General features: G+C 68.0%; 14 protein-coding genes. 11 read left to right on the top strand and 3 right to left on the bottom strand.

Annotation, left to right across the window (positions count from 1 at the left end; genetic code table 11):
• The first annotated feature begins 68 nt into the window (after positions 1-68).
• The 5 genes from QNN99_RS11150 to QNN99_RS11170 all read left to right on the top strand — a co-directional run bounded on the left by QNN99_RS11150 (position 69) and on the right by QNN99_RS11170 (position 4,063).
• Positions 69-530 (top strand): DUF4383 domain-containing protein, encoded by a 462-nt coding sequence (locus QNN99_RS11150; RefSeq protein WP_229966511.1) that lies wholly within the window; start codon positions 69-71, stop codon positions 528-530.
• A 118-nt stretch (positions 531-648) separates the two neighbouring features.
• On the top strand, positions 649-1,683 hold the full coding sequence (locus QNN99_RS11155; protein WP_229966512.1) for an acyl-CoA dehydrogenase family protein: 1,035 nt from the start codon (positions 649-651) through the stop codon (positions 1,681-1,683).
• On the top strand, positions 1,680-3,029 hold the full coding sequence (locus tag QNN99_RS11160) for a bifunctional PIG-L family deacetylase/class I SAM-dependent methyltransferase (protein WP_229966513.1): 1,350 nt from the start codon (positions 1,680-1,682) through the stop codon (positions 3,027-3,029). Before QNN99_RS11155 ends, QNN99_RS11160 begins: the two co-directional genes overlap by 4 nt.
• A 3-nt stretch (positions 3,030-3,032) precedes the next feature.
• The gene (locus QNN99_RS11165; RefSeq protein ID WP_229966514.1) at positions 3,033-3,734 is read left to right on the top strand and encodes a glycosyltransferase family 2 protein; all 702 of its coding nucleotides are present in this window, start codon (positions 3,033-3,035) and stop codon (positions 3,732-3,734) included.
• Positions 3,735-3,823: 89 nt separating this feature from the next.
• Positions 3,824-4,063: a DUF2630 family protein gene (locus QNN99_RS11170; protein ID WP_229966515.1), complete on the top strand. Its 240-nt coding sequence runs from the start codon at positions 3,824-3,826 to the stop codon at positions 4,061-4,063.
• Here QNN99_RS11170 and QNN99_RS11175 read toward each other — a convergent pair whose 3' ends face one another.
• Positions 4,064-4,324 carry a hypothetical protein gene (locus QNN99_RS11175; protein ID WP_229966516.1) on the bottom strand — a complete coding sequence of 87 codons (261 nt, stop codon included), beginning with the start codon at positions 4,322-4,324 and terminating at the stop codon, positions 4,064-4,066.
• A gap of 3 nt (positions 4,325-4,327) precedes the next feature.
• A complete protein-coding gene (gene ku, locus QNN99_RS11180; RefSeq protein WP_229966517.1) occupies positions 4,328-5,242 on the bottom strand; it encodes a non-homologous end joining protein Ku in 915 nt (304 codons plus the stop codon).
• A gap of 246 nt (positions 5,243-5,488) precedes the next feature.
• On the opposite strand from ku, the gene soxR reads away from it, so the two are divergent.
• The 4 genes from soxR to QNN99_RS11200 all read left to right on the top strand — a co-directional run bounded on the left by soxR (position 5,489) and on the right by QNN99_RS11200 (position 7,560).
• A complete protein-coding gene (soxR, locus tag QNN99_RS11185) occupies positions 5,489-5,962 on the top strand; it encodes a redox-sensitive transcriptional activator SoxR (protein WP_284015838.1) in 474 nt (157 codons plus the stop codon).
• Between the two features lie 77 nt (positions 5,963-6,039).
• On the top strand, positions 6,040-6,528 hold the full coding sequence (locus tag QNN99_RS11190; RefSeq protein WP_229966518.1) for a flavin reductase family protein: 489 nt from the start codon (positions 6,040-6,042) through the stop codon (positions 6,526-6,528).
• Positions 6,529-6,628: 100 nt separating this feature from the next.
• Complete coding sequence (locus QNN99_RS11195; RefSeq protein ID WP_229966519.1) at positions 6,629-6,847, top strand: PLDc N-terminal domain-containing protein; 219 nt, start codon at positions 6,629-6,631, stop codon at positions 6,845-6,847.
• A gap of 2 nt (positions 6,848-6,849) precedes the next feature.
• Positions 6,850-7,560: a pentapeptide repeat-containing protein gene (locus QNN99_RS11200; protein WP_229966520.1), complete on the top strand. Its 711-nt coding sequence runs from the start codon at positions 6,850-6,852 to the stop codon at positions 7,558-7,560.
• Between the two features lies 1 nt (position 7,561).
• Here the strand turns inward: QNN99_RS11200 and QNN99_RS11205 are convergent, their stop codons facing one another.
• Entirely contained in the window at positions 7,562-9,040 is a 1,479-nt protein-coding gene (locus QNN99_RS11205; protein ID WP_229966521.1) for an SDR family oxidoreductase, read from the bottom strand.
• A 122-nt stretch (positions 9,041-9,162) separates the two neighbouring features.
• Between QNN99_RS11205 and QNN99_RS11210 the strand changes: the two genes are divergently transcribed.
• Together QNN99_RS11210 and QNN99_RS11215 are read left to right on the top strand one after the other, a co-directional pair.
• Entirely contained in the window at positions 9,163-11,775 is a 2,613-nt protein-coding gene (locus tag QNN99_RS11210) for an ATP-dependent DNA ligase (protein WP_229966522.1), read from the top strand.
• 66 nt (positions 11,776-11,841) lie between these two features.
• Positions 11,842-14,301 carry a phosphoketolase family protein gene (locus tag QNN99_RS11215; protein WP_229966523.1) on the top strand — a complete coding sequence of 820 codons (2,460 nt, stop codon included), beginning with the start codon at positions 11,842-11,844 and terminating at the stop codon, positions 14,299-14,301.
• Positions 14,302-14,329: the final 28 nt, after the last annotated feature.

Raw genomic sequence — 14,329 nt, forward strand, 5'->3', positions numbered from 1 at the left:
GGGAATACTTCCGGGGAATCTATGTCCTGAGCGTCATCGGCCGCGGCCGCAAGGCAAAGGAGACCACCATGTCCTATCCCACCAGCGGCCGGTCACTCCGCCGCACCAACGCCCAGCGGGCGTCCTGGTATTTCGGTTTTATTTTCATCGTTATCGGTGTTTTGGGTTTTGTTCCGGGAATTACCTCCAATTATGAAGCGCTGTATTTCTCCGGGCACACATCGGAGGCGGTCCTGCTCGGCGTTTTCCAGGTTTCCATCCTGCACAACATCGTGCACCTCCTTTTTGGGTTTCTCGGGCTCATTATGGCCAGGACCAACAGCCTGGCCCGGCTCTATCTTCTTGGAGGCGGAGCGGTCTACCTGCTCCTGTTCATCTACGGACTGATCGTTCCCCATCATTCCGAGGCGAACTTCGTACCGCTGAACACGGCGGACAACTGGCTGCACCTGGTTCTGGGCGTCGTCATGGTCGGGTTGGGCCTGCTGTTCGGCACGCGTTCGGCGCCGGGCCGAACATCCCCGGCCTAACGTGGCGCGAGCACGGCGAGGAAGAGGATTCCGCCCCGGAAAACTGGCAAACTGGGGAGAAAGTTCTCTACAACGCACCTTGGGCAGGCTGTAAACCGATCCTTGGAGTAAGGAAACGGTGGACACCTTCTCTCTCCCGGAGGCTGATTTTGGCGCGCAGGAAGTGCCGGGGCTGCCGGAGCTTTCCCAACGGGCAGCTGCCGTTCGGGGATGCGCGTCCGCAGGGCTGACCCTTGCCGAGGAACTCGCTGCCGCAGCACCGTATCCCGGGCAGGGCCGAACAAAACGGCTGTGGTCCATTCTTGCCACCGTTGCCGCCGCCGACCTGACCGCCGCCCGCAGCGTGGAGCCGCATTTGGACGCCCTGGCCATCCTGGAGCAGGCGGGAACTGCCGCCGATCCCGGAATCTGGGGAGTGTTTGCCGCCGAGGGCCCGGGAACCGCACTCACCGCGACACCGGTGGCCGGCGGCTGGGAGCTCTCCGGCCGCAAGCCCTGGTGCTCCCTCGCCTCCAGCCTCGACCACGCGGTGGTCACCGCGCATACCGGAGCGGGCCGCCGCCGGGCGTTTGCCGTGGACCTGCGCCAGGCTGCCGTAACCCCGGTGCCGGGAACCTGGATCAGCCGCGGATTGGCCGATGTGGACAGCGGGCCGGTGGACTTCGCCAGCGCCGCTGCCCGTCCGGTTGGCGACGACAACTGGTATCTCAGGCGGCCGGGCTTTGCCTGGGGCGGCATCGGCGTCGCGGCCTGCTGGTACGGCGGGGCGGCGGGGGTGGCGCGCAGGATGTTCGCGGCAGCGCAGGAGCGGGAACCGGATCAGATCGCCCACCTGCTGCTGGGCCGGGCCGATGCGCGGCTGCAGGCGGCGCGGGCCGCCCTGGATTCCGCGGCCGCTGCGGTTGATGCCGGCCGGGCCGAAGGCCGGGACGGAGCCCTGCTCGCCCAGCGGGTGCGGGGCATTGTGGCCGACGCCGCCGCGGAAGTCCTGACGCTGGCCGACCACGGTCTGGGGCCGGGTCCGCTGGCCCTGGAAGAGGACCACGCCCGTCGAACCGCCGACCTGAGGATTTACCTCCGCCAGCACCACGCCGAGCGTGATTTCGCCGCGCTCGGCCGGTCCCTGCTCCAGGGCGGGGGAGCCCCCTGGTGAGCTTCAGCCATTTGGACGACTCTGTGCCCGAAGAAGAATGGGCCCGCGCGCTGGCCGGCCGCAGCAGCCTGGATCTGGACCAGCTCTGCCCGCCCGGCACCGACCGCCTGGTGGTCCTGGCGGCGCACCCCGACGATGAGACCCTGGGCGCCGGGGGACTCATCGCCGCGTTCGCTGCCCGCGGTGCCGCCGTCGACGTCGTCGTGGCCACCGCAGGGGAGGCCTCCCACCCCGAGTCGCCCACCCATACCCGTGAAGACCTGGCCCGCATCCGGCGGGTGGAGCTGCGCGCCGCCGTTGCGCAGCTGGCTCCGAAGGCGGCTGTCCATTTCCTGGACCTGCCCGACGGCGGACTGGCCGCGCACCGGCCCGCACTGGATGCGGCCCTGGCCGCCGTTGTCGGACCGGCGGCTGAGACCACCATTCTGGCGGCTCCCTGGCGGACCGACGGCCACACCGACCACGACACCGCCGGACTGGCCGCGGCGGCTCTCGCCCGCACCCTGGGGCTGCCGCTGCTGGAGTATCCGATCTGGCTGTGGCACTGGGGAAGCCCGGAGCAGGTGCCTGCCGACTTGGTCCTGCTGCCCCTCGGCGGGGCCGCCGCCGCGAAGGCCCGGGCGATGGAAACCCATGTGAGCCAGGTCCGGCCGCTCTCGGCCGCGCCGGGTGACGAAGCCCTGCTCAGCCCCGGCGTCCTGGCCCACTTCGAGCGCAGCTTTGAGTCCTTTGTCCTGACCCGCCCGCGCCCGCCCCGGGAGGTCTTCGAGGACCTGTACCAAACCTCGTCAGACCCCTGGCAGTTCGAGAGCAGCTTCTACGAACACCGCAAACGCGCCCTGAGCCTGGCCATGCTGCCGCGCCCCCGGTTCGCCTCGGTGTTTGAACCCGGCTGCTCCATCGGCGTGCTCACGCAGGAGCTGGCCGCCCGGGCGCAGGCGGTGACCGCCACGGACATCAGCGACAGCGCCCTGGATTTGGCCCGCCGGCGGCTGGCCGCGGCACCGCATGTCCGGCTTGCGCAGGGGGCGGTGCCGCAGGACTGGCCGGAGGGCAGGTTTGACCTGGTGGTCGTCTCGGAGATTGGCTACTTCCTCCAGCCCAGCGAACTGCGGGACCTGGCCGCACGCACCGAAGCATCACTGACCGACGACGGCGTGATCCTGCTGTGCCACTGGCGGCATCCCAACGACGGCTGGGAACTGACCGGAGATCAGGTCCATGAGGTCTTTCGGGCACAGGGCGGCCTGCGGGTCCTCGCCGAACACTGCGAGGAGGACTTCCGGATCGATGTGCTGGTTCGGACCGCTGCGGCTTCGGCGGGCCCCGGACCGGACCCGCGGTGATTCGTGCCGGCTCCTGAACACCTGGCCGTTGTTATTCCGGCCCGCAACGAAGAACTGCTGCTGCCTGCCGCACTGTCCTCGGTCTGCGCTGCCGTCGGGGCGCTGGAAGAGGAATGCGCGGTGCGCGCTGCCGTCACCGTGGTGCTCGACTCCTGCACGGACGGTTCCGCCGAGGTGGTGGCCGGGTTGCAGCACCTGTGGGCTCCCGAACTGGAGCTGCGCCTGATCGCCGGGTCTTTCGGCACCGTCGGGGCCGCGCGTGCCGCCGGCATCGCCGCCCAGCCGCAGCTGCCCGGGCTGTGGATTGCCAACACCGACGCCGACACGGTGGTGCCGGAGCACTGGCTGGTCCGGCAGTACGGTCTGGCCGCCGCCGGCTACGGCCTCGTGCTGGGCAGCGCGGTTCCGGACCCGGCTGATCTCACGGCGGAGGAGCTCTCCGCCTGGCAGCAGCTGCATCCGCTGGGCGAGGGCCATCCGTTCATCCACGGCGCCAATCTGGGCTTCAGTGCTGCTGACTACCGCCGTGCCGGAGGGTTTGCACCGCTGGCGGCCCACGAAGACGTTGACCTGGTGGCCCGGCTCAAGGCGGCAGGCACGCCCTGGACCGCCACCGACCGCATCCGCGTGATCACCTCCGGACGCCGGGACGGGCGGGCACCCGAGGGGTTCTCCCGCTTCCTCCGCCAGCTGCTTCCGGGCTGAGTTTCCGGGGTGATCTTCCGGGGGAAGCAGGGGGCCGCGCGGAGGCAAAAGTTCTGGTCACCGGACCGGCGGATCGCTAGCGTAGGGGGATGGACGCTACCGAGATTCAGCACCGGATTTCCGAGCTGGTGGAACAGGAACAGTCCCTGCGGGACAGCTCTGCCGCCGAACACCCCGAAGACCGGATGGAGCAGCTGCGCCGGATCGAGGAGCAGCTGGACCAATGCTGGGACCTGCTGCGGCAGCGCCGGGCGCGACTGCATGCCGGCGAAGACCCGGATGACGCGGCGGTGCGGCCGGCCTCTGAGGTGGAAGGCTACAAGCAGTAGTCAGCTGCCGGGCAAAACTTCCCGGGCCAGGGCGGCTGCGCCCATGGTCCGGCGGAACGGGCTGCGGCCCCGCGCCGTTTCCAACAATGCCCAGATAATCAGTGATCCCCTGCTCAGGTTGCCAAGGAGATCCCGGTACCGCGGAGTCAACGCCATCATGGAGGCCGCGCCGAACCCGGCCCACGCCAGAACGGGAAGATTGGGTACTTCGAAAATCCGGATCCGTCCGTTGCGGTCCCGAAAGAAGTTGGAGATGGCCATGTCCTAGGCGCCTTTCCTGGTTTTGGCGGCAGTTTTCCGTGCGGCAGGTTTTTTCTCGGCAGGTTCTTTGTCATCGCCCTTGGAACGGGACGAGGATCGGGTGCCGGAGTCCTTGGTGCCGCCGGATTTCTTGTCGCGGTTCTTTTCCACGCTGCGGCGCAGCGCTTCCATCAGGTCGAGGACCTTGCCGCCCTCCTCTTCGGCTTCGGCGCCGCCGAAGGTCTCCTCCGTGTCCAGGGCCTCGCCCTTTTCCAGCTTCGCCTCGATCAGCGTCTTCAGCTGCTCCTGATAGTCATCGGTGAACTCCGCCGGGTTGAAATCCGAGCTGAAGGAGTCCACCAGGGCGGAGGACATTTCCAGTTCCTTCGCGCTGATCCGGACCTTTTCATCCAGGGACGGAAAGGCGGCGTCCCGGACTTCGTCCTCCCACAGCAGGGTCTGCAGGGTCAGGACATCGCCCCGGACCCGCAGGGCGCCCAGCCGGCTTTTCTGGCGCAGCGAGAACTGCACGACGGCGGTGCGTTCGGTGTCCTCCAGCGTGCGGCGCAGCAGCACATAGGACTTGGTGGATTTGGAGTCCGGCTCCAGGTAGTAGGTCCGGTCAAACAGGATGGGGTCAACCTGCTCGCTGGGGACGAATTCAACCACCTCGATTTCCCGGCTTTTTTCGACCGGCAGGGAGGCGAGGTCCTCGTCGGTGAGCACCACTGTCTGCTCGCCGTCGTCGTACGCCTTGGCGATGTCCTTGTACTCCACCACCTCGCCGCAGATCTCGCAGCGGCGCTGGTAGCGGATGCGCCCGCCGTCCTTCTCGTGGACCTGGTGCAGGCTGACGTCGTGGTCCTCCGTGGCGGCATAAACCTTGACCGGCACATTGACCAGCCCAAACGCTATGGCACCCTTCCAAATGGCTCTCATGTAGTCCAGTGAACACTAAAGCCGGGTGTCCGGACCAGAGCGGGGACGGCCGGGGCGGCGGCCCGTTATCGGCTGTTTCGGGCAGAATCGACCGTTTGGGGCATTTCCTGCCGCCGCGGACCGGCAGGATTTGCCCTAAACGGCAGGAAAATCCCGGAATGGCAGCAGAATCCCAAAACGGCGGGGGAATCCGGGGCGAGAAGCGGGCCGGGAAGTGCGGATAATGGAAGGGACGGAGGAGCAAGCGTGGGCGAGCCTGTGGACAGGGACGGGGCAACGGGGGCGGAACGGCCCGAGCTGACGGTGGGCCAGGTGGCCGAGCGCAGCGGCGTGGCGGTGTCAGCCCTGCATTTCTACGAGCGCCAGGGCCTGATTTCCAGCCGGCGGACGGCGGGGAACCAGCGCCGGTTCGACCGCTCGGTGCTGCGCCGGGTTGCCGTGATCCGGGCCGCCCAGCGTGCCGGAATTCCGCTGGCGACCATCGCCCGCGCCCTTGAGGAGCTGCCGAGCGATGCGGTGCCGGACCACAACGACTGGCAGCGCCTGTCGCTGGCGTGGCGCCAGGAACTGGACGCCCGGATCCATTCGCTGGAGGCCCTGCGGGACCGGCTCGGCGGGTGCATCGGCTGCGGCTGCCTCACGCTGGCCGAATGCCGGTTTGTGAACCCCGACGACGAATCGGCCGGCCGCAGGACCGGTGCCCCGGTCCTGGACTACTGAGCACCCGAGGGCGGACCGGCGCCGGAAAAGCGCCGCCGATTTGACCTCAACCATTGTTGAGGTTCTAGCGTGGAAGCATGCTCATCGACCATTTCAAGGACGCCTTCAGATCCCACCCGGCAGGCGTCGCCGTCATAACCGCCGAGGGCAGGTCCGGTCCGGCGGGGCTCACCGCCTCCTCCGTGTCCTCCGTGTCCGTCGACCCCGCGGTCTTGGTCTTCTCGCTGGCCTCGGCCTCCGGGTCGGCCGGCGAAGTGGCAGCCGCCGACACCGTCGTCGTGCATCTGCTGGGGGCGCGGAACGCGGCGCTGGCTTCACTGTTTGCCCGTCCCTCCGCTGACCGTTTCTCCTCCGCCCTGGCCTGGGAGCGCCTGCCCACCGGCGAGCCGCTGCTCACCGAGGTCCCGCGGGCCCTGCGAGCCCGGGTCCTCAGCCGCACCGCCGTCGGCTCCTCGGTGCTGGTCACGGCCGAGGTGCTCGAGGTCCTGAGCCCGGCCGAACCGGACGAGCCGCTGGTTTACCACAACCGCACCTACCACCGGCTGGGTTCTCATTCCGCGATCTGACGGAAAATACCGGGCCGGGAGCTGCCCGGCGGAACTGGCGGTCTGCGGTTTTGCTGGCAGAATCGGGAGCACGCATCCCATCGAGAGAATCGAGAACACAGTGGTCAAGAAAAAGTCCATCAAGGACCTCACCGCCCAGCAGAAGAAGATGGTGGGTGTCGCCTCGACCGTGCAGGTGCTCCTCGCCGGCCTGGCACTCGCGGACATCTGGCGGCGTCCCGCTGCTGAAGTCCGGGGCTCCAAGGCACTCTGGTCAGCAGCCTGCGCCGTGAACTTCGTCGGCCCGCTGTCCTACTTCGTTTTCGGCCGGCGCAAGTAGGCGTGGCGGAGGCGTTCCGGCGGCCGGCCGGAGCTGCCGCAGCCGGACAAAGGGGCGCGGGAAAAACAGGAAAAACCAAGCCCCCGCGGCTGCGCCAAATAACCCTGCACGACCTGACGGACGCAGCCGCACCACAGGATCCCGGGACCTTTGACGGCCTTCGCTTCGACGGCGAATCCTTCGACGGTTTCGACCTGCAGGGCAGCACCTTTTCCGAATGCGAGTTCAGCTCCGCGTCAATGATGGACACCGGCCTGCGGGGCGGACGGTTCCTGGACTGCCGCTTCAGCGGCCTGTATGCCCCGGTGTTCCGGGCGCCGCGCACCACCTTCCGGGACATCGTCCTGGAAGGCAGCAGGCTGGGTTCGGCCGAACTCTACGACGGCGCCTGGGATTCCGTCCACGTGGACGGCGGCAAGCTGGACTTCGTGAACCTGCGCAGCTCCCGGCTCACCGACGTGCTCTTCAGCAACTGCACGATCGAGGAACTGGACCTGAACGGGGTCCAGGCCACCCGGGTGGCCTTCCGGGACTGCCGGATCGGCAGCATGGACCTGTCCGGCGCGGTGCTGCAGGACGTGGACCTGCGGTCCACGGAGTTCCGGTCCATCACGCACGTGCCGGGACTGCAGGGAGCCACCGTGGATGAGGAGCAGCTGAGGATGCTGGCCCCGCTGCTGGCTGCCACCCTGGGCCTGCGGATCGAAGGCTGACTCAGCTCTCCTCGGCCAGCCGGGCGGCGTGCTTGATGATGTTCTTGGCCATGGACGGGAAAATCAGTCCGTGGAAGGGTGCAATCAGCCACCAGTACAGCTTTCCGGCCAGCCCCTTGGGGAAGTACACGGCGCGCTGCCGGTAGAGGCTGCCGTCGCCGTCGGGATCCACCCGCAGCTCCAGCCAGGCCTTGCCCGGAACCCGCATTTCGGCGCGCAGCCGCAGCAGGCTCCCGCGCTCGATCAGCTCCACCCGCCACCAGTCCACCACGTCACCGGTGAACAGGGTGGTGGGATGGCGCCGGCCGCGGGTCAGGCCGGCGCCGCCCACGGTTTTGTCCAGCACGCCGCGGATGGCCCAGGCCATGGGCAGCGAGTACCAGCCGTTCTTGCCGCCGATCCCCTCGATCACCCGCCAGACGTGCTCCGGAGCCACACCGGAGCGGCGTTGCCGGGAGTCCACGTACACGGTCTGCCCGGCCCAGTTCGGATCACTGGGCAGCGGCGAGGAGGCCTCGTCGGCCGCCGGAGACGCGCCCGCCCACGTGGTTTCCACCTCGCCGCGCTTTTCCTTGCCCAGCGCCCGCTTGACCGCTGCCTGGTAGCCGGTGGGTCCGCCGTCGGGCTCCGGCAGGTACTGGTCGATGTCGTGTTCCTTGGACACCGCGTCGTGCTGGAGGGATTCCACCAGCGGCAAGGCCATGGACCGCGGAATGGGCGTCACCAGGGAGACCCACATTCCGGCCAGCCGGGGCGCGGGCAGCGGCAGCGCGTAGATCCGCCGCCGCGGCAGTCCGGCCTCTTCGGCGTAACCGTTCATGATGTCCGCGTAGGTCAGGACTTCGCGGGCGCCGATGTCGAAGGTGCGGTTGGTGTCGGCGGGCAGGTCGACGGCGCGGACCAGGTAGTGCAGCACGTCGCGGATGGCGATGGGCTCGATTTTCCGGCGCACCCAGCTGGGCGCCGGCATCACGGGCAGGGTTTCGGTCAGGTGGCGGATCATTTCGAACGAGGCCGAGCCGGAACCGATCACCACTCCCGCCTGGTAGACGACGGCGGGAACCTTGCCTTCAAGCAGGATCCGCCCCACCTCGGTGCGGGAGCGCATGTGCGGAGAGAGTTCGCCCTCCGGATGCAGCCCGCCCAGATAGACGATCCGCTGCACGCCTGCCTCTTCGGCCGCCCGGGCAACAAGGTGCGCAATGTCCTGCTCCTGCGCCGCGAACCCCTTGCCGGAGGCCATGGAATGGACCAGGAAATAGACGGTGTCGGTGTCCTGCATGGCGGCCGCCACGGAGTCCTTGTCCGTGAGGTCGCCCTGGACGATCTCGACGTCGTCGTGCCACGGCACGTCGTTGAGCTTTTCCGGAGAGCGCACCAGGACCCGCACCTTGTGCCCGTCCGCAATCAGCAGTGGAACCAGCCGCCCGCCGATGTAGCCGGTGGCACCCGTTACCAAAACCCGCCGTGGTTCAGTCATTTTTCCAACATACACAGTTCCGCGTGCCCTGCGGAGGCAGGGCGGAACGCCCGTGGCGTAATGTGCTCAGCAAGCTGACAAATAGTGGAAATCGGCAGGTAATCCCGGTAAGACTAGGGACCATGACGAGCAGCGGAGCGGGTCTGAAGCAGCAGGAAACCGTGAACGTTGACGGTCACCGCCTGCGGCTGACCAACCTTGACAAGGTGCTGTATCCGGAAACCGGAACCACGAAGGCCGACGTCCTGACCTACTACGCCGCCGTCGCTGAGGCGCTGCTGCCGCACTCGCACGACCGCCCCGCCACCCGGAAACGCTGGGTGCACGGCGTTGGCACCCCGGACGATCCGGGGCAGGTGTTCTTTCAGAAAAACATCGACACCTCGGCCCCCACCTGGGTGAAGCGGTTTGAGATCGAGCACAAGACCTCCACCAACATTTATCCGCTGGTCAACGACCTGGCGACGCTGACCTGGCTGGCGCAGAGCGCAGCCCTGGAGATCCACGTCCCGCAGTGGCGGTTCGGCCCGCGCGGCAAGATCAAAAACCCGGACCGGCTGGTGCTGGATCTGGACCCGGGCGAGGGCGTGGACCTGGCCCAGTGCGCCGAAGTCGCCCGGCTGGCCCGCGACATTCTCTCCGACATGGGCCTGGAGGCCCGCCCGGTCACCAGCGGATCCAAGGGCATCCACCTGTACGCCGCACTGGACGGGCGGCAGAGCTCGTCCGACGTCAGTGCCGTGGCCCACGAGCTGGCCCGCGCCCTGGAAGCGGACCATCCGGACCTGATCGTGTCCGACATGAAAAAGTCGCTGCGGACCGGCAAGGTGCTGCTCGACTGGAGCCAGAACAACGCCAACAAGACCACCATCTGCCCGTACTCCCTGCGCGGCCGGTTCACGCCCACGGTTGCCGCGCCCCGGACCTGGGAGGAACTGGAGGATCCGGACCTGGCGCAGCTGGATTACGAGCAGGTGATGCAGCGGCTGGCCGACCACGGCGATCCGCTGGCCGGCATGGACGCCGGGGAACTCGACGCTGACGCGCTGGAGGAGGCGGCGGAGCAGGCCGGCGCCGTGGCGGAGGGCGGCCCGGCGGACCGGCTGAGCAAGTACCGCAGCATGCGTGACGCCGCCAAGACCCCCGAACCGGTGCCCGAGGAACCCGCCGAAACGTCCGAGGGCAACAGCTTTGTCATCCAGGAGCACCACGCGCGGCGGCTGCACTGGGACTTCCGGCTGGAGCACGACGGCGTCCTCGTCTCCTGGGCGCTGCCCAAGGGCCCGCCGGATTCCCCGAACCAGAACCACCTGGCGGTGCAGACCGAAGACCATCCGCTGGACTACGGCAGTTTTGAAGGAACCATCCCCAAGGGGGAGTACGGTGCCGGCGAGGTGCGGATCTGGGATCACGGCACCTACGAGCGGGAAAAGTGGCGGGACGGCAAGGAAGTCATTGCCGTGCTCCACGGCCAGCCCGACGGCGGATTGGCCTCGGAAGGCAGTGCCGTCCGGCGCTTCGCGCTGATCCACACCGGCGGCCAGGGCGGAGCGAACAACTGGCTGATCCACTTGATGAAGCACCAGCCGCCGGCGGAGACCGAGGCGGCGCCGAAGACTGCGGCCCAAGCGGGAGAACCCGATGCTCCGGATTCTCCCGAGGACTCCGTTGCCGCAGCCGCGGCGGCCCCGGCATCCGGGAAGTCCCTGCCGGATGCGGCGGCCGTGGTGAAGGCGGTGGCGGCCGACGCCGCGGAGAACGGCATGCCGTCGGTGGAACCCATGCTCGCGACCCTGGGCACCCGGGCCGACGTCAACAACGAAGACGAGTGGGCGTTCGAAATGAAGTGGGACGGCGTCCGGGCCATCGTGGACGTGACCCCGGAGGGCACCCGGCTGATCAGCCGCAACGGCAACGACATGACCGCCGCCTATCCGGAACTGCAGGAGCTGGGCCGGCACCTGAACGGTGAACGGGCCGTGCTCGACGGCGAAATCGTCGCCATCAGCAAGGCCGGCCGGCCCGACTTCGGACTGCTGCAGCCCCGGATGCACCTGACGAAAAAACGCGAAATCAACGCCGCAGCCGCCCGCACCCCCGTGCACCTGATGCTCTTTGACCTGCTCTGGCTGGACGGAAACTCGCTGATGGACCTGCCCTATGCCCAGCGGCGGGAAATCCTGGCGCAGGCGGTGGAACCGGCGGGGGAGGACGGGCACGTCCAGGTTCCGCCGGCGCTGGAGCTGTCGATGGACGACGCCGTGGAGTCCAGCAGGGAACTCGGCCTGGAAGGCGTCATGGCCAAGCGCCTGAAAAGCACCTACTCGTCCGGCAGCCGGTCCAAGAGCTGGATCAAACTCAAGAATTCCTTCACCCAGGAGGTGGTGATTGTCGGCTGGCGCCCGGGCAAGGGCAACCGCGCCTCCAAGATCGGCTCCCTGCTCGTGGCCGTTCCGGACGGGCATGACCTGACCTACATTGGCCGGGTGGGGTCGGGCCTGAGCGAAAAAGACCTGGCCCTGGTGGGCGGCAAGCTCAAGAAACTGGCCCGCAAAACCGCTCCGCTGGATGATGTGCCGGCGGCCGACGCCTCCGACGCCCAATGGGTGCGCCCCGTCCTGGTGGGTGAAGTGACATTCTCCGAGCGCACCGCCGGCGGCAAGCTGCGCCACCCCGCCTGGCGGGGGCTGCGCCCCGACAAGAAACCTTCGGACGTCGTGGTGGAAGCCCCCTGACAAAGGCCAGGCCGGCTGCCGCCGTCGTCCATTCCCGAAAGAAATTATCCGCCAAGGAGGCACCGCATGACCTCTGCGCCAGTTGCACCCGAACAGCCGCTGAACGAGACCCTGCAGGACGTGGACACCTGGTGGCGCGCCGCCAACTACCTCTCCGTGGGACAGATTTACCTGCGCGACAACCCGCTGCTGCGCCGCCCGCTGGAAAAGAAGGACGTCAAGGCCCGGCTGCTGGGGCACTGGGGCACCACGCCCGGACTGAACTTTTTCTACGCGCACCTGAACCGGCTGATCCGTGAACAGCAGCGCGAGGTCCTGTTCATCACCGGTCCCGGCCACGGCGGCCCCGCCAACGTCGCCAACGCCTGGCTGGAGGGCACCTACTCCGAGATCTACAGCCACGTCGGCGAGGACGAGGACGGCCTGCGCACCCTGTTCCGGCAGTTCTCCTATCCCGGCGGCGTGCCCAGCCATGCGGCGCCGGAAACCCCCGGCTCCATCCACGAGGGCGGCGAACTGGGCTATTCGCTGGCGCATGCGTACGGCGCGGTGTTCGACAACCCGGACCTGATCGCCGCCACCGTGATCGGCGACGGCGAGGCGGAAACCGGCCCGCTCGCCGCCAGTTGGCACTCCAACAGCTTCCTTGATCCGGCAGTGGACGGCGCCGTGCTGCCGATCCTGCACCTGAACGGCTACAAGATCGCCAACCCGACCATCCTGTCCCGGATGCCCGAGGAGCAGCTGGTGAAGCTGATGGAAGGCTACGGATACCACCCGCACCTCGTCACGGTGGAGGATCCGGCGTCGACGGCGCAGGCGCACGCCGACTTCGCCGCGGCCCTGGAAGCCTGCCTGGCCGAAATTGACGCCATCCAGGCCCCCTACCGCACCGGCGAACGCACCGCCGTCCCCGCCGACGCCCCGGACGCTGCCGGGCACAACGAGCACGCGCCGCGCTGGCCGATGATCGTGTTCCGCTCGCCCAAGGGCTGGACCGGCCCGGCGGTGGTGGACGGCAAACAGGTCGAGGGCACCTGGCGGGCCCACCAGGTGCCGCTGTCCGAGATCTCCGAGAACCCCGAACACCTCGCGCAGCTGGAGCAGTGGCTGGCCTCCTACCGGCCGGAGGAACTGTTCGACGACGCGGGTCGGCTGCGGCCGGAGATCGCAGCACTGGCGCCGGCCGGGGACCTGCGGATGAGCGCCACCCCGTATGCCAACGGCGGCCGGCTGCTGCGGGACCTGGCGCTGCCCGCCTACGCGGAGCACGCCGTGGACGTGGAGAAACCGGGGGAGCAGCGGGTTTCCCCGATGATCACCGCCGGGGCCTACCTGCGCGACGTGATCACGCGGAATCCCACGAATTTCCGCATCTTCGGGCCGGACGAGACGGCGTCCAACCGGCTGCAGGCCGTCTACGAAGTCACTGACAAGGCCTGGCAGCAGCGCATCGACGAGCTCGACGAGAACCTCGCGCGCAGCGGCCGGGTCGCCGAAGTCCTCAGCGAACACCTCTGCGAGGGCTGGCTGGAGGGCTACCTGCTGACCGGCCGGCACGGGGTCTTCAACTGCTATGAGGCGTTTGTCCACATTGTGGATTCCATGTTCAACCAGCACGCCAAGTGGCTGAAGGTCAGCCGCGGCCTGTCCTGGCGGCAGCCGGTGGCGTCGCTGAACTACCTGCTCTCCAGCCACGTCTGGCAGCAGGACCACAACGGGTTCTCGCATCAGGATCCCGGCTTCATCGACCACGTGGTGAACAAGAAGGCCGACGTGATCCGGGTCTACCTGCCGCCGGACGTCAACACCATGCTGGCCGTCACCGAGCACATCCTGGGCACCCGGGACCGGGTGAACGTGGTGGTTTCCGGCAAGCAGCCCACCCCGGCCTGGCTGAATCCGGAGGAGGCGCTGCTGCACGTGGAGCGCGGGATCGGCATCTGGGACTTCGCCGGCAGCGAAACCGCCGGTCCCGGGACAAAGCCGGATCCCGACGTCGTGCTGGCCTGCGCCGGCGACGTGCCCACCCTGGAAACGGTGGCAGCGGCAGCCCTCCTGAAGGAGCAGCTGCCGGAGCTGAACATCCGGGTGGTCAACGTGGTGGACCTGATGGTGCTGCAGGACCCCGGAGAGCACCCGCACGGGCTTTCCGACAGGGATTTCGACACCCTGTTCACCAAGGACAAGCCGGTCATTTTCGCCTACCACGGCTACCCCTGGCTGATCCACCGGCTGACCTACCGGCGGACCAACCACGCCAACCTGCACGTGCGCGGCTACAAGGAGGAGGGCACCACCACCACGCCGTTCGACATGGCCATGCTCAACCAGATCGACCGTTTCCAGTTGGCCATCGACGTGCTGGACCGGGTAGCGTCGCTGGGATCAACGCAGGCCGGTTTCCGGCAGTGGCTGCAGGACGAACGGGCACGCTGCCGGCAGTACACCCGGGACGAAGGGCAGGACCCGCCGTACATCACGGGCTGGGAACTGCAGGAAGCCCAGGAACAGACCGCCGACTGAGCCGGCGTGCAAAGGTACGTACGATCCA

The organism is Arthrobacter sp. zg.Y820 (assembly GCF_030125555.1).
Lineage (GTDB): Bacteria > Actinomycetota > Actinomycetes > Actinomycetales > Micrococcaceae > Arthrobacter_B.